This window comes from Aquidulcibacter paucihalophilus, from assembly GCF_002105465.1.
Lineage (GTDB): Bacteria > Pseudomonadota > Alphaproteobacteria > Caulobacterales > Aquidulcibacteraceae > Aquidulcibacter > Aquidulcibacter paucihalophilus.
Window position 1 is genome coordinate 26,963 of record NZ_NCSQ01000084.1, and the last position, 19,251, is coordinate 46,213.

Here is a 19,251-nt window from a genome sequence, read left to right on the forward strand (position 1 = left end):
TCACGACAGTTTTACATGGTGGACGCGTTCAATCAGTAAGGGATGCAGAGGCTTGCCCGCAACCACCAAGCTTTTTTGGAGAGGTACAGCCTTATTGTAAACAAAGGCTGCACCTTCATGTGTGGTCGCAAGCGCCCCCGCTTCCTCGACGATCACATGGGCTGCGGCCAAATCCCAGTCGCTCTTGGCCGATAAGGCGATCGCGCCATCATAATGGCCTGCAGCAACCAAACACATCCGGTAGGCGATAGAATTGCGCGATACCACGTCCATTTCAGGCCAGGGCTTTGGCCATGCGGGATGTCGAAACATGCCGGGATCACCCAACATGGCGCAGCCTTCAAGCTGATCGATTTGGCTTGGCTGAATTGTGACGCCGTTCAGACGGGCCCCACCGCCTTGAATGGCGTCAAACATTTCCCCGGTTGCGGGATTAAACACCACACCCAAGACGGGTTGGCTATCGACCAACAGACCGATGCAAACGGTAAAATGTGGTTTGGCTTTGATAAAGGCGCGTGTGCCATCAATCGGGTCGACTACCCAACAAAAACGAGCGGTTTGGCGCGATTGATCATCGACGGTCTCTTCTGACAACCAGCCATAATCCGGGCGCTGTGCCAATAGACGCTCTTTCAGCAAGGCATCTATGACTAAATCTGCGTCACTGACAGGATTATTGGGAGATTTGTCGCGAACATCCATCTGCGTGCCGAAATAGCGCATGGCAACGGCACCGGCCTCTGTGGCGGCTTCCAAAGCGAGCGCAAGATCAGCCGCTAGATTCATCCCTCAGGCCCCAGCAATCGTCATTGCGGGGATCAAAAGGCTGGGGCATTGAAGGGAGGTGCGTCCCCCATAATCAGTGCCGGGGATAAGCTTGCTATACATGTCGAGCATATTGCCCGCGACGGTGATTTCATTCACCGGACGCACGATCTTCCCATTTTCAAACCAAAGACCAGACACGCCAACCGAATAATCGCCGGTATTCTGATTGAAACTGGGCGATAAAGTTTCAATCACCAAAAGCCCGGTGCCCGCTTGGGCCTGTAAGCCCGCAAGGTCATACGTGCCGGGCATGACCATCACATTGCTAGAGCCAATCCCCGGTGCCCCGCCGGGATTCAAGCTGGCATGGCCCGTTGATTTCAAGCCCAATTGCTTGGCGCTTGCGCTATTCAAAAGCCACGTTTGCAAGACGCCATCTGTCACCAGATCACGTGCCGCGACAGGCAGTCCCTCACCATCAAACGGATGCGACGACCATCCGCCTTTTTCCACAGGATTGTCAGTTATGCGGATATTTGACGCAAAAACTTGCTGACCCAATTTGTCCCGCAGGAACGAAACACCGCGCGCGACCGAAGCGCCCGAGATCGCCCCCAAGAAGAAACTGATCAGTCGACTAGCAACCCGATTTTCAAAAATGACGGGCGCAACACAGCTTTCAAGTTTGGTCGCCCCCAAACGCGCGAGGGTGCGCTGGCCAGCACTGCGGCCAATCTCAGCAGAAGCCTTCAAATCTTTCAGAAAGCGGCTGGAATCGCTGTCCCAGTCGCGCTCCTTGTGGTCACCGCGCTCGGCAATAGCCGATAAGCCGAGCCCCCAAGAAGTGCCCCGATACCCACCGCGAAAGCCATTGCTGGCCCCGTAATAGACATGGCTTGCGCCCCATTCCGCGCCCGAGCCGCCTGAGTTGGTAATGCCTGCAATATCCAGTGCCGCCGCTTCGCTCTCCAAAGCACGGGCTTCCAGATCGGCAATATCGGGTTCAGTATCGTCCCAAAGCTCTAAATCAGTCATGTTTTTGGCAAGTTCACTTGCCTCGGGTAAACCACACCATGGATCTTCGGCAGCAGCCTTTGCCATCGCAACCACCCGCTCTGCCAATGCATCGAGTGCCGCCAAGCTGAAATCGGACGTCGATGCCCCAGCTTGCTTCTTACCAATCAAAACCCGCAACCCGGCCGAGCGGCTTTCTTCGCTTTCAACAGATTCCAGATTGCCAAGTCGCACCGAAACCGACAGGCTTTTACGGTCAACACAGGCCGCATCGGCCGCTTCAGCACCAAGGGATTTTGCGCGGGACAGGAGCCGATCGACGGCTGCATCAAGTTTTGAGCTCATGAAGTACTTCTAAAGCGGGTTTGACTCGATGCGAAGTCCATTGCGCACAAAAGCTTCAGTGCGTCCATTTTAGAAATGTGTCGCCTCATCTGGTCGAGGGCTAAGACCTAAAGGGCTGAGTCCAAATCACTGCTCAACAATTGCTCGGCAAACGCATCGGCATCAGCCGTCAGCGCCTTTTGCTCATTCAGCCACGACTGGTAATAGATGAAGCCACCAACACCCAAAACCAGCGTGGCAGCTAAAGCCCCGAAGGTCTTCACCCACGTCTGACGAGGGGCAGTCTGTGCACCAAAAGCAGCCATAGCAGCCGCTTCAATGCGGGCAGCGGGCATGTCAGGCACAGGGCTCGCGTGATTAAGCACGTCAGCCAGAGCTTTATTCAGCGGATGATGATCGATGATACTCATGCTGCATGTCCTTCCACGGACGCTTTTAACAAATCGGCCTTCTCAGGCGCAAGGGCTAGGCGCAAGGCGCGACGCCCGCGTGCCAATAAGGATTCCACGGCATCCACACTAATGCCCAGTATCTCGCCGACCTCTTTTGCGGACAATTCCTCATAATGGGTGAGCACAATGGCGGCGCGTTGACGGTCGGGTAGGCCCGCCAAGGCAGCATCCACACTCTCACGCAGAGCGGATTGATGCAGCCTCGTATCGGGCATAGGCCCGGGGTCGAGCGGCTCGGGCGCTTGATCTTCGTCAACAAAGCGCCCTGCTTTACGTAAGCGGTCAAAACAGAGGTTGGTGGTCACTTGGTGTAACCACGTCTCCACCCGAGCCCTGCCCATCTGCCAATTTGGCAGGACCTTCCACAAGCGGATCAGGGCCTCCTGCGTGACATCTTCGGCTTCAGTGGCGTCGCGTAAGAGACGCCAGCTGATCCGCCATAGTTTTGGCGAAACAGCCTTGACCAGCGCAGCCGCTGCCGCACGATCACCGCGGCCGGCTTTGGCGATCAAACCCGCGTGGGGATCAAAGACAATCGGGTTTGACACGCAAGACAACCTTAACCTGACTTACCAAGGACGACCGGGGCCGCGACGCGGACCACCATCACGGCCTTGACGGGCAGCAGCAGCGGCTTCTTCACGGGTCAAACGCCCATCCTTATTGGCGTCAGCCCGCTCAAACATCGGATCAGGACGCGACACCCATTCTTCACGGCTGATTTTTCCGTCCTTATTAGCATCAAACGTGCCCAAAGGTGGCGGTGGCGGAGGACCGTCGCGGCGCGCCTTCATCTTGTCGCCCATTTTGCCGCGCATGGCATCGAGTTCATCACGCGTAATGCGACCATCCTTATTGGCATCCAAACGGGTGAACATGTCTGCCGACCGCTGTTGCATCTTGGTTTGCTTTTCTTGCGCGCGCGCGTTCATTGCCGCGTCAAATTCAGCGCGCGTAACCGCACCATCCTTATTGGCATCTGCCACAGCCATCATGTCACGGCCCTCGCGCGGTTCACGAGGGGGGCGGCCTGGCATGCCCTCTGGACGTGGAGGACGGGCCGCGCGCATTTCTTCTTCGGTGACAAACCCGTCTTTATTCTTATCAGCCCGATCAAACATGGCGACACGCGCGGTGCGCACTTCCTCCATCGTGATGGCACCATCCTTATTCAGGTCAGCCCGCTCAAAAAAGCCCGGACCTTCGCCTGGAGGCGGCGGAGGTGCCTGTTGGGCCAAAACAGGGCTTGCCAGCATCATAAAGCCGGCGGTGGCGATAACAGTCTTCAAACGCATGATCGGGCTCCTTCGTGCAGCCGACCTTGGGGAGAAGGCCGAGCTCATTGGTGATCTGCTCGTAAAACGCGCGGGAAAAACTATTCCGTCGCAACTGCTGTAATCTGATTAAAATGATGTCGAATGAGGGCGCGTGCGTCCTCATACATGGCAATTGCTGTGTTAAAGTCTGGTGCATCAAGACAGTTTGCGACAGCCTGCTTTAGTCCAGCTGCCGCACGGCTAGGCTCAAAGTCAGAACCAGCTGCAACCGCGAGGAGTTGGCGCACATTTTGAAGTACACACCCAGCTTGTACCAATCGGCCCGCTTCTTCCCCATTCAAAAATCCATAATGGGCAAGGGCTTGGATCGATTCTAACGTATTGGCATGCACGATGGGCTTGCCTGAACTAGCGACCAATAACTGATGATATTGGGCAAAAAACTCCAAATCAATCAGTCCACCGCGTTGGCGCTTAACGTCCCAGCCACCGCGTACGGGATGGGCGGCAGCCATTTTCTCCCGCATGGCAACAATTTCGGTGGCAAGGGTTTGCGTTGGCCGCGGCTTTTGCAGTACCCGTTGAGCAAGGTCTGCGATTTCAGCCATCAGGCTGCGGTCGCCCGCGACAGGCCGCAAGCGGGTGAGCGCCTGAAACTCCCACGTCCAAGCTTGGCTGTCATAATAACGCTCTAAAGCAGACAAGCGTACAGCAACAGGACCCGCTCGGCCCGACGGTCGCAATTGCATGTCGACTTCATAAAGGCTGCCTTCGGCTGTCTGGACGGACAAGGCAGATACCAAGCGCTGCGTCAGCCGCGTGTGCCATTGTTCTGCACTAATTGGCCGTCTGCCATCGGATTCGCAGTCTGGATCTGCGACATCATAGACCATCATCAAGTCGAGATCAGAATCGGCTGCCAATTCCTGCCCGCCGAGCTTGCCCCAAGCGCAGACCGCTACCCGCCCTGGAATCAAGCCATGGACTTCCTTCATTAGATCATAAGCAACCGGCAAGAGTGCCGATAGGCTGGCCTCAGCAAGGTTGGAATAAGCCATTCCAGCTTCGTCGGCTTTCGCGCGACCATGGAGCACTTGAAAACCAATGCGGAACATTTCCTCGCGATGGGCGCGACGCACCGCATCAAGGCTCTCTTCAAACCCTTGGGCTTGGGCCATCCCAGCCTTCAATACCTCCAGCCGGGTCTGAGGTTCATCCAAGGATAGGGGCGCGGTGAAGCGCGGCGACAACATGGCGTCGAGAATGGCCGGACGTTGGGCGAGCACAGCCCCTAAACGCGGGGCCAAGGCCAAAGTGGCACAGGTTTCCTTTAAGATCAGCGGCTCTGCCTTGAACAATGACAAGACCTGCACCCCTGCGGGCAAAGCGGCAAAGAAGTCTTGGAAGCGCACGAAACCGGTGTCGGCCTCTCCGGTTGCTGCAATGGCTTGCAACAAGTCCGGGGTTAGGGCGGTCAAAAGCTCGCGCGCGCGCGCGGTCCGGGTTGCCGGTATGTGGCCATGGTGCCACCCACGAATGGTTCGGGCAATTTGGCTCGGTTCGGTAAAGCCTAGAGAGGCGATGGTCTCAATCGTCTCTGGGTCATCTTCAACGCCCGTGAAAACCAAAGACCCCAGCGGACTGGATAGTGGCTTGCTGTCGGGGAATAGTTCACGCACGCGGGTACGCACCATGTCGCGGCAAGCATGTATGTCGCGGTCAAGGGCGGCAAGGTCTGCATGGCCAGACAAAGCCGCCACACGCGCACGCCGATTGGCATCGGCTGGCAATTTGTGCGTTTGCTCGTCGTCTAGCATTTGGATCCGGTGCTCAATCGCCCGCAAGAAGCGATAGCCTTGGGCTAAATCATCCCGCGCAGCGGCATCAATCCGGCCGGCTGCCACCAAAGCATCTAAAGCCTGCAACGTACCGCGGACGCGCAAACTGGGGTCGCGCCCACCTAGAATCAGCTGCTGGGTTTGCGCAAAAAACTCAATCTCGCGAATACCTCCCCGCCCAAGCTTCACATCAAACGCCGGGTCATCTAAGTCCGTTGAACGACGAACGGCATGGATTTGTCGCAGGATGGATTGCACATCGTCAATTGCGGCAAAGTCGAGATTCTTCCGCCAAATGAACGGCTTTAAGTGCGAGAGAAGACTTTTGGCCGCTTCGAAATCACCACCAATCGGTCGAGCCTTGATAAAGGCCGCCCGCTCCCAGTTTTGGCCGACACTTTCATAATAGGCCTCTGCGGCGCGCAGGGACACGGCAACAGGTGTTGAGGCAGGATCGGGGCGAAGTCGCCAATCAACCCGAAACACATAACCTTCGGGCGTCACTTCTTCGAGAATGCGCGATACCGCTTGCACATGGCGGACGCAGACACCGCTGGCCGCGTCCTGATCATCGACCCGGAAGGCGTCGCGATCAAAAAAAGCGGCCAGATCGATATCGCTCGAATAATTGAGTTCTTGTGCGCCATGCTTACCCATGGCGATGATAAAAAAGCCCGGAACTTGAAGGGGCGTCAAAAAGCTTGCGGCATCTCGGCTAGCAGCGGCGCGGCTCGCCAAGATCATGGCCGTCTGCGTGGCTCGGTCGGCCAGATTAGACAGGGCCAAGGTCACATCGCCCAATTCTAGGCCGCCACTTAAATCGCCAAGCGCACAGGCAAGGTGGGTATCGGCTTTGGCGTGGCGTAGAATGGACATAGCATCAGTCATGGCAAGATCTTTTGCCTGCTCCGCCTCTACCAGACTGGCAGCCAAGACCTCCGAAACGGGTCGATCAAGGATAGCGTGTGTCGTTTCCTCGCGTCGCTGGCTCAAACGATCAAGGTAAGGAGCAACCATTCGCGCCGCGTCCAAAGCATCCGATAAAGAACCAAGCGGTCTGATCTTAATCATCATACTTTAAGCGGCAGGATCAACCGCGCCTCCAGACCGTACGTCTCACCGCGCGGCAAGCCATCGGCCAAGGTCAGCCGTCCGCCATGTAATTCTGCAATCGCCACCGCCAAGGAAAGACCGATACCAGAGCCCGGCAAAGAACGTGCACTATCCAACCGCACAAACCGCTCCAGCACGCGGTCTCGCTGATCGACGGGAATTCCAGTGCCACTATCCTTGATGCTGATAGCCATTTGGTTGGCTGGCAAGCGTTTAGCCGACAAATGCACCTCGCCCTCGCTTGTGTATTTGACCGCATTATCCAGAAGATTGGAGATGGATTGCGCCAAAAGGGACCGATCAGCCATTATCATCAGCTCAGGCTCTATTTCAGTCGTGAAGACAAGGCCCGCCTCTTCAATCACGGGCTCAAACAAATCGGCCAATTGGCCAAGCAACAGGCTAACATCCAAAGGCTCAAGCTTTCCGCCTTCCCCTGCTTCCAACCGAGATAAACGCAAAACCGCATTAAAGGTTGCAACCACACCATCTAATTGGATTAGGGCATCTTCAATTGCGTCGCGCAATTCCTCGCTGGATTGGGCTTTGGCTGCTGCCCCTTCAAGACGCGCACGCAGCCGGGTCAAAGGGGAGCGCAAGTCGTGAGCAATCGAGTCGCCTGTGGTGCGTGCGGCCGCAACGAGACGATCGATACGTTCCAACATGGCATTGAGGTCTTCGGTCAGATCGTCAAACTCATCACCATCACCGGGTCGTATGGTCCGCACAGCTGCCCGCCGTTTGAGGTCGCCTGCCATAACTGCCCGTGTCGTGCGCGTGAGTTCGTCCACGCGCCCCGCGGCCTGTCGTGCCGCCATAAAGCCGCCGACGAGGGCGAAGGCCAAGACCCCTGCCCCACCCATCCAGATCACGCGCGCAACTTGGTCTGCAATCTGAACCCCCGGCCCGAGATCACGGGCAACAAATAAGCCGAAGCCGTCGGGTCCGGCCAGGAAGAGACCACGTGCCCGCCGACGTTCAATTTTCCCGGTCTCTAAATCGGGCCGCTCGTAGCTAAAGCCTGATGACACAGCGCGCGCGGGCTCTAGCGCACTATTGGGATCGGGCTTATCAATTTGGGAAAGGTCGATTGGCGCGCCATCAATATTGCCAGATAATACTTTGCCATCTGGCTGTACCAAAACATAGAGCGAGTCACTGGCGCGGGCGGCGCGTTGGATCACTTCCATATTCAGACCATCGACATTCTGGCGTTGCCAGATATCAGCTAATTCGGACAATTCTTGTCGTGCAAACCGATCAGCCTCTAAGCCTAGCCGGCCAACCGTAGTGGCATAGAGAAAGCCCAAAAGCAGGATTGCAAATCCTGCAAATAGTCCTGCAAATGCCATAGCGACGCGAAACGTCGTGGTGCGCATCAGCGACCGCAATGGCAAGAGCAGTTTTTTGATCATCGACCCTAGGCTTCGAGCCGATACCCGGCACCACGCACCGTGTGCAACATGGGCTTATCGAACTCTCGATCAATCTTAGACCGCAAGCGCGACACATGAACGTCAATCACATTGGTCTGTGGATCAAAGTGATAATCCCATACCTTTTCCAGCAACATCGTGCGGGTGACAACCTGATTGGCATTTCGCATCAAATATTCCAGCAAGCGGAACTCGCGCGGTTGAATGTCGATCTTCCGGCCTTCGCGGCGCACCACGCGGGCCAGCAGATCCATCTCTAACTCGCCGACTTTGAGGTGGGTTGAAGGGGCTCCCCCTTCGTGGCGACGGCCCAAAGCTTCGACACGGGCGATCAGCTCGCTAGCGGCATAGGGTTTAGCCAGATAATCATCACCACCGGCTTTGAGGCCCTCTACGCGATGCTCGACATCGCCCAGAGCGGAGAGGAACAAGACTGGCGTTGCAATACCCGCAGTCCGCAAGTCTGCAACGACACTGAGGCCGTCTTTCTTTGGCAGCATCCGGTCGAACACGAGGACGTCAAAAGCGCCGCCGCGTGCCATCATCTCGCCCGTGGGACCGTCGGCGGCCAAGTCAACGACATGGCCCGCCTCTTCTAGAGCACGCCGCATGTAGAGTGCGGTCTCTCCAGCATCTTCAACAATGAGAACACGCATTGGATTCCCCCCTAACGCGTCGATTACTTTTTGGAACCAGGCTTAGACGGGGTGCCCAGAGGCAGTGGCACAAACCCGCCACCACCACTTTGGCTTTGCACAAAGAGCCCGATGAACGAACGACCAGCAGCACGCGCGGCTGCGATTGCCGCATCCAAATCTTCGGCCGAGCGCACTTCCTCGTTATTGGCCGTCAAAATTGCATCACCCGCACGAATGCCGCGTTCGGCTGCGCGCGAATCTGGATCCACTTCCAAGATCAAGACCCCAGCTTCATTCGGGGAAAGCCGCAGGCGGGTGCGGGCCTGAGCCGACAAGGGGCCAACACTCAAACCAAGGTCATTGGTTGCGGGGACCGATGGGGGTGCCGCACTTCCCGCACCAGCAGAATCGTTTTGGCTCAATTGCTGCTCGGAGGGACGCGCGGTGATGGTAACGGGCACCGTGCGACGGACACCTTTCGCACCAACAATATCCAAGCGAACCACTTCACCCACTTGGGTTTGTCCAACCCGACGGGTCAAGTCAGCAGAGCCCTCAATCTTCTGGCCATTGAAAGCAACCACGACATCACCGCGCATCAAGCCTGCCTTTGCCGCTGGTGCACCGGGTGTAACACTGGCAATCACAGCGCCCTTAACATCGCTGCCCAGACCAAAACTATCGGCCATTTCCCGGCTGGTGTCTTGGATAAGAACGCCCAACCAGCCGTAGGTAACTTTTCCCTGCTGAATGATTTGTTTGGTGGTGCGATCGGCCAAGGAGGCTGGGATGGCAAAGCCAATCCCAACATTGCCACCCGAACGCGAGAAGATCGCAGTGTTCACACCAATGACCCGACCACTCATATCAAAGGTTGGGCCACCGGAATTGCCGGGATTGATCGGGGCATCAATCTGTATGAAGTCGGCAATATTATTGCCTTCGCCACGAATATCGCGTCCCAAAGCCGAGACAATGCCAGCTGTTGCGGTGCCACCCAAACCAAATGGATTGCCAATGGCCACGACCCAATCCCCCACGCGGACACGAGCCTCGGGCGCAAATTGCACATAGGGGAAGCTGCCGCCTTCAACCTTTAGAACAGCCAAATCAGTCCGTTCATCACGCCCGACAACCGTAGCTTTCAATTCCCGGCCATCCTTCAAAGTAGCCGTGATTTCCTTTGCCTTTTCCACCACATGATTATTGGTCACAATGTAGCCGGTTGAGGTGATGAAAAAGCCAGAGCCACCGCCACGCTGTTCACGAGGACGGGCATTACCGCGCTGGTTTGGCATTTGTTCAAAGAAGCGGCGCCATTGTGGTGGCATGCCCTCAAGATCATCTGCCGAAGGGCCGCGCTGATCTTCATCGGCAACTGCGACGACTTCCAGCGAAACCACAGCTGGGGAAACCCGATCGACAAGGTCCGCAAAGCCTGGCAGCGTCGCCGCAGCCTTTGGCGCTTGGGTCTTAATCTGCTGGGCCGTCGAAAGGCTCGGGGAAAGAATCTGACCTGCGCCAAAGGCTGCCAAGCCGAGCGCGAGTGCCGCTGCCCCGGTCAGGACGGGACGACGCAAAAAGCGCTGCGCTTTGGTCTTCTGAGCCACTTGGCCAGAATGGGTAGTCTGATCTTCACCGTGCTTATCCAACGACATGAAACTTCATCCTGCAGTGTGCAACAGCCCGCCATTCGAGCCGCGCGTTAGCCACACTATGACAGGGCAAAGATGGCCAGACCATGGCCAAAACATTACAATGATGTCATAAAACCAGATATCGGATGAACTTGCTGTTAGATTGCGATTTCAGTCTGTTTTAGACTTGGCCTCGAACTCGCGAAGGGCCGCAAGGGCTTGGGCATCATCAATGGCAGGCATATCCGCTGGCACAGCGTGGCCACGCCGACTGGCAATATAAAGGCCCAAGCCGCCAAGTAACAGCAGGGCCAGCGGCGCGCCCCATAGCGCAAAAGTGTCCATGCCAATACGCGGGCGAAGGAGAACAAACTCGCCATATCGATCGGCAAAAAAGCGACGAACCTGTGCATCGCTATCGCCTGCGGCAACACGCTCACGAATGGCTTTGCGCATGTCAACGGCAATCTCGGCCGATGACAAGGCAACGGGCTCATTCTCGCACACCACGCAACGGATTTCGCGCGCGAGGTTTTGGGCACGAGCTTCCAAAGCTGGGTCACTCAAGGGTGCTTCCACCGCATACGCACCCGTCGGCGCTGCGAAGCAAACCATCCAGCCAAGCACAAGAAACTTGATCAGCTTTTGCTTCATTCCGCAGCGACCCCGACGCTGGATGGATCAACCGGTGGGGTGCTTGCCCCGCCGCGCTTCGACTTGGCCGGTTGCGGCGCGCCAATGCGCAAGCGACGGTCAGTCAAACTCACAGCCCCGCCGAGCGCCATCAAGAAGGCACCTCCGAAAATGGCGACCACCAGCGGGTTCCAATAGAGCCGGACGGTCCATGCCATGCGACCATTGATTTCAGCGGGATCCCCCAGAGCCGCGTAAACATCGCCAGCCAGAGACGACCGCAAAGCGACTTCGGTAGTGGGCATGCGGGCGGCGGGATAAAAGCGGCGCTCTGGGGCCAGAACAAGTTCCCGCTTCCCATCGGTCACGATCAATTGCGCCCGGTCGGCATAGTAATTTGGGCCTTCTTCTGCCGTCACCGCTTTCAGGGTTACCGTCCGGCCTGCAAAGCTTGTCGATTCACCCAAGCCGAGCGAGGCTGTGTGTTCAATGCGGAAAGCAGTCTCAGAAACGGCACCAAGGACAAATACGCCCATGCCCAGATGGGCGATGGTCATGCCCCATGCCGCACGTTGCAGACCCTTTACACGCGCCCAAACTTGCGGGGCTGGCAATTTGCCAAATCGGACGCGGTCAAGCACTTCGGCAATCGCCCCACAGACAAGCCAAGTACCAAGACCGATGCCAATTGCCGCCAAGGCCTTCCCGCCCATAAAGGCCCAGCTTAAGGTGATGGTTAGTGCCGTCAAAGCTGCGGCGACCCATAGGCGCTGCAGCACGGCCATGATGTCTCCGCGCTTCCACGCCAGATAAGGTGCGATGGGCAAAGCCAAGAGCACCAGCGCCATCAGCGGGGTGAAGGTCAAGTTGAAGTAAGGCGGGCCAACAGACAAGGCCCGCTTAAACACGGCCTCGCCCAAAAGCGGATAGAGCGTCCCCACCAAAACGGTCGCAGTTGCCACGGTCAAGAAGAGATTGTTGAGTACCAAGGCCCCTTCCCGGCTAATTGGGGCAAACAACCCCCGATCTGAACCCAAACTTGGACCGCGCCAGGCAAATAGAGCCAAGGCTCCGCCAGTAAAGGCCGCAAGGATCATCAGAATAATGAAGCCACGCTCAGGGTCGAGGGCAAATGCGTGCACCGAAGTCAACACGCCAGACCGGACCAAGAAAGTACCCAAAAGGGAGAGCGAAAATGTGAGGATTGCCAGCAAGACCGTCCAACTGGCTAGACCTCCACGCTTTTCGGTGACAATGGCTGAATGCAGAAGTGCGGCACCCAATAACCAAGGCATAAAGCTCGCGTTTTCAACGGGGTCCCAGAACCACCAGCCTCCCCACCCGAGCTCATAATAGGCCCAATAGGAGCCTAGCGCGATCCCAATGGTCAAAAACGTCCAAGATGCCAAGGCCCAAGGCCGCACCCATCGGGCCCAAGCCGCATCAACGCGCCCTTCCAACAAAGCTGCAACCGCCAAGGAGAAAACCACAGAAGAACCGACATAGCCCAAATAGAGGAAGGGCGGATGGGCTGCCAACGAAGGATCTTGCAGCAAGGGATTGAGGTCAGCCCCTTGCAAAGGGGCTGGATCTAACCGAACGAACGGGTTTGAGGCAAAGGCCAGATAAGCCATCATGACCGCCGTCAAAAGGCCTTGAACGCCAATCGCGCGCGCGCGCAAATCCCACCGCAAGCCCTTGGAAAAATGCGCCAGCATCCAGCCAAAGCCAGCCGAGATCAGACACCAAAGGACCATGGACCCTTCATGATTGCCCCACGTGCCTGCAATCTTATAAAGCAGCGGCTTCAGGGTATGGCTGTTCTTCGCCACATTTTCGACGGAAAAGTCAGAGCGGATAAACGCGCTCATAAGTGCGAAAAAGGCCAGCGCAATGGCAAAGAATGCAATATCGGATGCGGCTTTTGACATGGCAGCAAAGCGCCCATCGCGTGCATGGCCACCCCACAAGCCAGTAGCTGCCTGTGCAAAGCTGGCGAAAAGGGCAAGGAAGATAAGGAAGTGTCCGAGTTCTGCGATCATACCCGACTATGTACCCCGCAGGCTGTTGGGTTCAACCTGTTTCCACTGCTCAAAACGAAATTTTGGCGATGGCCAAGTTCACGTTTACTTCGAACCGGTGTGAGCCGGATTCACCATCCCGGCACCGGTACCCAAATTGCTTTGGGTGTTGCTTTGGCTGACCGGCAAAGGCGCATCACGCCATTGGCCCGAAGCCTTCAACGCATCAGCCACTTCCTTGGGCATATAGTTTTCGTCGTGACGGGCAAGGATCGTGCGGGCTTCAAACGTGTCGGGGGCGGTAAACTTGCCTTCGGCCACAACGCCTTGCCCTTCCCGGAATAGATCAGGCAACACGCCGCGATAGCTGACGCGCACGTCGGCTTTCATATCCGTCACGATAAAGTTTACGCTGCCATTGTCGCTGCGCACCACGGTGCCCTTGGCTACAAGACCGCCGATACGGGCTTGCGTGCCGGCTTCAGGTTTCTTGGCTTGCGCGTCTGTCGGGGAATAAAAGAAAGAGGCCGTTTGACGCAAAGCCACGCTTGCAACCGCTGTCGCGCCCAGCAGAACTATCCCTGCTGCAGAAATCAGAAGAAGGCGGCGATCACGTCTGCGCATGGCTCTTACTCAATCTTTCCCACAAACTACTGCGTTACGTCGCAAATGGAAAGAAACCTTTCCCTCACACACACTCACCTTTTCGGCATCGGAGCTGAGCCCGATGCACCATTAGCTTCCGCGCTCGGCGCACTTTCAAGCGCGAGGCTGTACACGGCAGACAAGAGCGGATCGCGCGTCTGCTGGCTTTGTCCGACCGTGAGAATATCACGCGCCTCCTTTAGTCTGCCGGTCATCAAAAGAACCCGCGCCGCCGACAAGCGCAACGCCGGATCGGCTGGGTTTTCAGCGATTCGATCCACGCGTTTGGCAATCATTGTGTCAATGAAGGCCTTTTGCGCTGCCGGATCTGTCTGGGCCATCCCGGCCATCGGTGGCTGACTATCACCATCTGGCCCACGATCCAATTGTGACAAGACCTCTGCTACACGAGCGACTAATTGGCGTTGACTGTCAGGTTCCTTTTCATTGGCGATATAGGCCGATCGCCAAGATGCCAAAGCTTCTTGTTTCTTGCCAGCCTGCCAGTCCGCAAGCCCCAGAAAGAAGCGCGCACTTGCGGAGTTCGGGTTGAGTTGCAGGGCTGCGTCGAAAGCTGATTTGGCATCAGCACCCACCACGCCCTTGTTCAAACGCATCAAAACAGCGCCAGTTTCCGCAATCAGTTCGGCATTTTTTGGATCGCGGCGCAATGCCGCCTGAAAGGCCCGCAAAGCATCTTGGTCGCGCCCGGCGCTACTGAGGACTTGCGCCATCAAGGCGTGGGGCATTGGGTCGTCGGGCGCTTTCCTGGCCTGTTCCTGCAGCAAGAGCATGATCTCATCTTCGCTCAAGGTTTCAGGCGCGCGCGACAACAGTTCTGCTTCGCGTTGGGCAAAGGGTTGGTCGGTCTTTTGTGGCGACCCATAAAGAAGATAAAGCGCCCCTGCCCCCAACGCGATGGCGGCAGCCACACTGGTCAATGCCAATTTGCCCAAACGGGGCCCTTCGCTCAGCGTGCGGTCACGAGCTTGGACGAGCCGACGTCCAATCTCCAGCCTTCCAGCTTGTGCGGCCTCTTCTGAAATTCGGCCTTGCGCCAAATCACGGTCTATCTCTGCGATTTGATCCTGATAGACTTGCAGGTCTGCCCGGTCGCCTTCAAGCGCGCCACCCCGCGCGCCTGCCCGCAACACCCACCAGGCTGCCCCCACGAGGGCAACAAGCAAGCTAAGCCAAAACAATCCAGCAACGAGAAAAGGGGGGAGGTGAGTCATGATGAAGGGCGACATGCACGCTCCCACCCTCCGGTTCAAGGCTTCAGGGTGAAAATGTCGCAGGCAAAGGCTTCAAGCTTGCGCGATCAATCGTCGGCTTAGGCCGCCTTTTTGAGGAAGGCTAAGATCCGCCGCTCAAAATTCTTCGCGGGCATGGGGCCATCTAGAGCGGTGATCAACGTAACGACAGCGTTGATCCAATCTTGAAAATGCGGGGAAGTTTCCCCCTCACGTGCAACCCGAACCAAACCTTCGCACACCGCATCCAATTGACCGGCACAGGTCCGGCTCGCATTGTCACGGAAGCCGCCAAAGCCAGCGAGAGGCGCTAAAAGGCGCGTAGCCACCAAGAATTGCATATGGCACCGCGCCACTTCAACCTTGTTCGGATCAATCGCCGCCCCGTAACGAGGTTCCGTGAGCATGCCAGCATTTTTTTTGCGAACCATATCCATCGGCAAAGCTTGCTCGAGTGCTTTGACCGCTGCATGGCAGATCATTTCTAACCGCGAGCCCACTTGGCTACAAATGGCCGTCAATTCTTGCCGCCACGGACCATTTGGCGAAAGAATTGTATCGCGCGTCATACCATGCACCAGCTTGTTGTGGCGGTCGATTGCCACAGCAACTGCTTCCACATCAAATGTTCCGCCCAGGGCGGCATGCTCAATCACGGCACCTTCGCGGCGCAGCAAGGCAATGACCCGCCGCCTCACGACAGCGAAATGGGTTGTATCAATCTTGCGGTCATCCACGCCACGCGACACGCGCTGTAACACGCGCAAAGCTTGATATGGCTTGGGCAAAACCGACATCGTCAAAAGCAAGATTTCAGTTGCGGCTTGAGGACTACGGTTTTCAGCTTCTTTTACAGCGTTTGCCAAACGCAGGATTGACTGTTCATGCATGTCGCCGCGCAAACTTTGAACACCAGTCCAAATCTCGCGTCCCGCCTTTTCAGCTTCAAGAAGCGGGATTAAGCGGCCCAAAACATGGGCTGCTTCAGGCATTTTCGACAAAGCGCTCAAGCGCTCGGGTGGGATATCCTGGATATTGGACAAAAGTTCGGCCCGCATTTGCTGGGCATAATCACGGGCCTGGGTCATGTCGCCGCGCAAGCTTGCGGCCGTTCCTAAGGGCTCAAGGTCAACATAAGCATCAGGCGCAAGCTGGCCAATAATGAGCTTCCAGACCTGACCCAAGCCAATGCGCGGCAGGGAACCCGGCATCAGGCGATGCAGCGGACCGTTTTCGAATAGGTTTTCGAACGGCTCAAAAAACAAGCGGTCGAAACTAAGGACGCGGGTGTGGGCTTGGCCGGTTGCAAAGGTGGCAGGAATGCCCGCTTCGCGCATGGCATCGAGCAATTCGCCAGTCGGGATCGATTGAACACCTTGAACTTTCATGCGCTCCAGAAGCGCCCATAGCTTCCCAGCCGTTGTAGGCGGGGTCGAAAGCAACAGGGCCTTTAGGGCAGCAATCTTGTCGTCGGTTAGAACTGTCATCTGCGAAAACTCAAGTCGGTACTCACTTGCGGCCAAATGCAATGTAGCCGTCCAGCACGCTTTCGTAGCAAAAATGGGTTAATTTGGTGTTTGCAGAGATAAAGACAGTAAAATTTAAATCTAAACAGATATTTCGGCGGCAGGTAGCAATAATAGCGCGCGCAATCCTCCCAATTCAGATCGATCTAGCCTTAGGCTACCACCATAAGCGCGTGCCAATTCATCGCAAATCGACAAACCAAGCCCGGAACCTGGTAAGGTTTCATCCAAACGTGCGCCGCGTTTCAAGGCCGCAACTAGGGCATCGCCTTCTAAGCCGTCACCATCATCCTCAATCGTGATTTCAATCTGCCCATTTGCGGCCAAGCGTGCGGTAATTTCCACAAGCCCGCCCCCATATTTGCAGGCATTTTCCGACAAATTGCCGATCAAGTCCTCCAAATCTTCTTTTTCGCCACGAAAGACCAGATTATCCTCAAACCGGGCTGAAACCTTGACTCCATCGGCTTTGAATAGCCGACCGAGGGTGCGGCTTACATCCTCGATAACAGGGCCGATCGGGGTGCGCGCACCTAAGGATTCTGCTCGTGCGGCAGCCGACGCCCGCTTCAAATAATGCTCAACTTGGCGCGTCATGGCTTGTGCTTGACGGGCCACCAGATCTTCAAACTCGCCTTGCCGGTATCTCGATTCATTCAAAAGAACCGACAGTGGGGTCTTGAGGGCATGAGCCAAATTGCCGACATGGGTGCGGGCTCGCTCAACCACTTCTTGATTATGGGAAATCAGCGCGTTGAGTTCCCCGGCCAGAGGTGCCAGCTCTTTTGGGGCATCTTCATCCAAGCGGTCACGCTCTCCATTACGGATCATGGCCAGCTCTCGTCCCATGCGACGCAGGGGTTCGAGACCCAATTGCACCTGCAGGAAAATCGCCCCCAATAAGCCGAGCGCCAGCGCCAAAAGACCCAGTGACAATGCCAGATTGAACCGGTCGCCTGCGGCCACCGCTTCGCCTGTGTCGGCCCCGACCATCAACAGGGTCTGACTGCTCCGCCCTGGCAATTGTACCAGTCGGGCAGCTACCCGCAGGCGCTCTTTGTCGCGGCTCATTTCAATCGTTTGGGTGAGACCAGGTTGGGCAAGGACCTGTTCGACCAATAGCAAAGGCGGCTCAAACGGCTCATCCCAGACAGAACGCGAACTAACCCCTGGACCTGCTAACTTCGGGCCTGCCGCGACATCGACAACCCGCCAGTAATGGCCAGACAAGGGGCGGACAAAACGCGGATCGGTTGGCGGACGCGGCACCCGCAATTGCCCTTGACCATCAGTCTCAATCGTCGCAGCCAAAGCATCAATGGAGACGGCTAGTTCACGATCAAAGGCCTCAAAGACCGAATTGCGAAACAGAGCCGACAGGCCATAGCCCGTTGCGACCAGCACCAAAGCTGACCAAATGGCGGCGACGGCAACCAGTCGCCCCGCAAGGGATCGGCGAGGCCTCACCCTTTACCCGACGTGCTGGTGGCGTCTGGATCTAGCAATTGATAGCCCAGACCTCGGATTGTTGCGATCCGATCTTGGCCAATCTTCTTACGAAGTCGGCCAACAAAGACTTCGATCGTGTTGGAATCGCGGTCAAAGTCTTGGTCATAAATATGTTCGATCAGTTCAGACCGCGGCACAACACGCCCCACATGGTGCATGAGATAGGTCAAAAGGCGCAACTCGTGACTGGTTAGTTTTACGGGATCGCCTGCTACGGTCGCGCGTTGGGCGCGTGGGTCCAACCGAAGGTCGCCACATTCCAGCGCCGGGGTGGCGTGGCCAGCCGCGCGGCGGACAAGCGCCCGCAGTCGTGCCAATAATTCCTCAATATGGAATGGCTTGGTGAGATAGTCGTCTGCCCCAGCATCAAAGCCAGCGACCTTCTCGCTCCAGCGATCCCGCGCGGTCAAAATCAGCACAGGGACGACTTTACCAGCATTACGCCACCGTTCCAGCACAGTCACGCCGTCAATCAGGGGCAAACCCAGATCAAGCACGATGACATCATAGGGTTCGGTCTCGCCCAGAAAATGACCTTCTTCGCCATCGGCTGCGACATCAACGGCATAGCCGGAATCTTGCAAAGCGCGCTCGAGCTGACGCCGCAAATCGGGATCATCTTCCACTACCAGACAGCGCATGCACTCTACTCCCTCTCCTGACCACATCCCGCCTGTCCGCGACGGCGAACTTCGGTAATGTGATAAACTAGCCTTGGCGACCAACAATCTGACCAGATTGGGCATCGACTTTGAAGATCATGATGCGGCCCCGCGAGGCCTGCCAACGCACAATATAAAAGGGACGCCCATTTTCGGTCACGAGTTGCGTATCAAGCTGATGGCCGGGTTCAATGGCGTTTATCATCTCTAAGACCTGGATGAGGGGGACGTTTTGGCTGGCCAGTTGAAAGAGGCCACCATGACGCCCATCTGCCCGGAACACCAAGCCTGTGGGGCTTGAAGGTGCCGCAGAGACCCGTCCTGCTTGCGCAGGCCCCACCAGACTGAGGCTGGCTAAGAGAGACGAGCTCAACAAGAGGGCGATCAGCTTTTTCATAGGGCCAAGATTACACGTATGGTTCTGAACGTGGACTAAACGCGATCGATCCGTTTCGTTCATAGAGGAGGCCGATCCCTGTTA

At 56.7% G+C, this 19,251-nt stretch carries 17 protein-coding genes; all 17 read right to left on the reverse strand.

All coding sequences use genetic code 11. The features are described 5' to 3' along the window. The 17 genes from B7364_RS07500 to B7364_RS07580 all read right to left on the reverse strand — a co-directional run bounded on the left by B7364_RS07500 (window position 1) and on the right by B7364_RS07580 (window position 19,230). Window positions 1–789, reverse strand: a complete 789-nt coding sequence (locus B7364_RS07500; protein ID WP_085339399.1) for an inositol monophosphatase family protein — start codon at window positions 787–789, stop codon at window positions 1–3. Between the two features lie 3 nt (window positions 790–792). Continuing rightward, entirely contained in the window at window positions 793–2,130 is a 1,338-nt protein-coding gene (locus B7364_RS07505) for a TldD/PmbA family protein (protein WP_085339400.1), read from the reverse strand. Between the two features lie 107 nt (window positions 2,131–2,237). Next, complete coding sequence (locus B7364_RS07510) at window positions 2,238–2,540, reverse strand: hypothetical protein (RefSeq protein WP_085339401.1); 303 nt, start codon at window positions 2,538–2,540, stop codon at window positions 2,238–2,240. After that, window positions 2,537–3,130: a sigma-70 family RNA polymerase sigma factor gene (locus B7364_RS07515; RefSeq protein WP_085339402.1), complete on the reverse strand. Its 594-nt coding sequence runs from the start codon at window positions 3,128–3,130 to the stop codon at window positions 2,537–2,539. Before B7364_RS07515 ends, B7364_RS07510 begins: the two co-directional genes overlap by 4 nt. 21 nt (window positions 3,131–3,151) lie before the next feature. Then, window positions 3,152–3,877: an EF-hand domain-containing protein gene (locus tag B7364_RS07520; protein WP_198534090.1), complete on the reverse strand. Its 726-nt coding sequence runs from the start codon at window positions 3,875–3,877 to the stop codon at window positions 3,152–3,154. 80 nt (window positions 3,878–3,957) lie between these two features. Beyond that, window positions 3,958–6,771, reverse strand: a complete 2,814-nt coding sequence (locus B7364_RS07525) for a bifunctional [glutamine synthetase] adenylyltransferase/[glutamine synthetase]-adenylyl-L-tyrosine phosphorylase (RefSeq protein WP_085339404.1) — start codon at window positions 6,769–6,771, stop codon at window positions 3,958–3,960. Next, window positions 6,768–8,225 carry a sensor histidine kinase gene (locus B7364_RS07530; protein WP_085339405.1) on the reverse strand — a complete coding sequence of 486 codons (1,458 nt, stop codon included), beginning with the start codon at window positions 8,223–8,225 and terminating at the stop codon, window positions 6,768–6,770. The genes B7364_RS07525 and B7364_RS07530 overlap by 4 nt, the downstream gene beginning before the upstream one ends. A 5-nt stretch (window positions 8,226–8,230) precedes the next feature. Continuing rightward, a complete protein-coding gene (locus B7364_RS07535; RefSeq protein WP_085339406.1) occupies window positions 8,231–8,902 on the reverse strand; it encodes a response regulator transcription factor in 672 nt (223 codons plus the stop codon). Window positions 8,903–8,925: 23 nt separating this feature from the next. Continuing rightward, entirely contained in the window at window positions 8,926–10,542 is a 1,617-nt protein-coding gene (locus B7364_RS07540; RefSeq protein WP_085339407.1) for a Do family serine endopeptidase, read from the reverse strand. 150 nt (window positions 10,543–10,692) lie between these two features. Then, window positions 10,693–11,175, reverse strand: coding sequence for a cytochrome c-type biogenesis protein (locus tag B7364_RS07545; protein WP_085339408.1), 483 nt, complete (start codon window positions 11,173–11,175; stop codon window positions 10,693–10,695). Next, on the reverse strand, window positions 11,172–13,196 hold the full coding sequence (locus B7364_RS07550; protein WP_085339409.1) for a heme lyase CcmF/NrfE family subunit: 2,025 nt from the start codon (window positions 13,194–13,196) through the stop codon (window positions 11,172–11,174). Before B7364_RS07550 ends, B7364_RS07545 begins: the two co-directional genes overlap by 4 nt. A gap of 84 nt (window positions 13,197–13,280) precedes the next feature. Next, window positions 13,281–13,799: a cytochrome c maturation protein CcmE gene (gene ccmE / locus B7364_RS07555; protein ID WP_085339410.1), complete on the reverse strand. Its 519-nt coding sequence runs from the start codon at window positions 13,797–13,799 to the stop codon at window positions 13,281–13,283. A 74-nt stretch (window positions 13,800–13,873) separates the two neighbouring features. Further along, window positions 13,874–15,070 carry a c-type cytochrome biogenesis protein CcmI gene (ccmI, locus tag B7364_RS07560; RefSeq protein ID WP_085339411.1) on the reverse strand — a complete coding sequence of 399 codons (1,197 nt, stop codon included), beginning with the start codon at window positions 15,068–15,070 and terminating at the stop codon, window positions 13,874–13,876. 83 nt (window positions 15,071–15,153) lie between these two features. Beyond that, window positions 15,154–16,560 (reverse strand): hypothetical protein, encoded by a 1,407-nt coding sequence (locus tag B7364_RS07565; protein WP_085339412.1) that lies wholly within the window; start codon window positions 16,558–16,560, stop codon window positions 15,154–15,156. 120 nt (window positions 16,561–16,680) lie between these two features. Continuing rightward, the gene (locus tag B7364_RS07570; RefSeq protein WP_085339413.1) at window positions 16,681–18,066 is read right to left on the reverse strand and encodes an ATP-binding protein; all 1,386 of its coding nucleotides are present in this window, start codon (window positions 18,064–18,066) and stop codon (window positions 16,681–16,683) included. After that, the gene (locus tag B7364_RS07575; protein WP_085339414.1) at window positions 18,063–18,749 is read right to left on the reverse strand and encodes a response regulator transcription factor; all 687 of its coding nucleotides are present in this window, start codon (window positions 18,747–18,749) and stop codon (window positions 18,063–18,065) included. Before B7364_RS07575 ends, B7364_RS07570 begins: the two co-directional genes overlap by 4 nt. A 67-nt stretch (window positions 18,750–18,816) precedes the next feature. Beyond that, a complete protein-coding gene (locus tag B7364_RS07580; RefSeq protein WP_157893565.1) occupies window positions 18,817–19,230 on the reverse strand; it encodes a PepSY domain-containing protein in 414 nt (137 codons plus the stop codon). Window positions 19,231–19,251: the final 21 nt, after the last annotated feature.

Coding starts and splice junctions, on each gene's coding strand:
- B7364_RS07500 (WP_085339399.1), bottom strand. CDS start 789: ATGAATCTAGCGGCTGATCTTGCGCTCGCTTTGGAAGCCGCCACAGAG.
- B7364_RS07505 (WP_085339400.1), bottom strand. CDS start 2,130: ATGAGCTCAAAACTTGATGCAGCCGTCGATCGGCTCCTGTCCCGCGCA.
- B7364_RS07510 (WP_085339401.1), bottom strand. CDS start 2,540: ATGAGTATCATCGATCATCATCCGCTGAATAAAGCTCTGGCTGACGTG.
- B7364_RS07520 (WP_198534090.1), bottom strand. CDS start 3,877: ATGCGTTTGAAGACTGTTATCGCCACCGCCGGCTTTATGATGCTGGCA.
- B7364_RS07525 (WP_085339404.1), bottom strand. CDS start 6,771: ATGATGATTAAGATCAGACCGCTTGGTTCTTTATCGGATGCTTTGGAC.
- B7364_RS07530 (WP_085339405.1), bottom strand. CDS start 8,225: ATGATCAAAAAACTGCTCTTGCCATTGCGGTCGCTGATGCGCACCACG.
- B7364_RS07535 (WP_085339406.1), bottom strand. CDS start 8,902: ATGCGTGTTCTCATTGTTGAAGATGCTGGAGAGACCGCACTCTACATG.
- B7364_RS07540 (WP_085339407.1), bottom strand. CDS start 10,542: ATGTCGTTGGATAAGCACGGTGAAGATCAGACTACCCATTCTGGCCAA.
- B7364_RS07545 (WP_085339408.1), bottom strand. CDS start 11,175: ATGAAGCAAAAGCTGATCAAGTTTCTTGTGCTTGGCTGGATGGTTTGC.
- B7364_RS07550 (WP_085339409.1), bottom strand. CDS start 13,196: ATGATCGCAGAACTCGGACACTTCCTTATCTTCCTTGCCCTTTTCGCC.
- ccmE (WP_085339410.1), bottom strand. CDS start 13,799: ATGCGCAGACGTGATCGCCGCCTTCTTCTGATTTCTGCAGCAGGGATA.
- ccmI (WP_085339411.1), bottom strand. CDS start 15,070: ATGTCGCCCTTCATCATGACTCACCTCCCCCCTTTTCTCGTTGCTGGA.
- B7364_RS07565 (WP_085339412.1), bottom strand. CDS start 16,560: ATGACAGTTCTAACCGACGACAAGATTGCTGCCCTAAAGGCCCTGTTG.
- B7364_RS07575 (WP_085339414.1), bottom strand. CDS start 18,749: ATGCGCTGTCTGGTAGTGGAAGATGATCCCGATTTGCGGCGTCAGCTC.
- B7364_RS07580 (WP_157893565.1), bottom strand. CDS start 19,230: ATGAACGAAACGGATCGATCGCGTTTAGTCCACGTTCAGAACCATACG.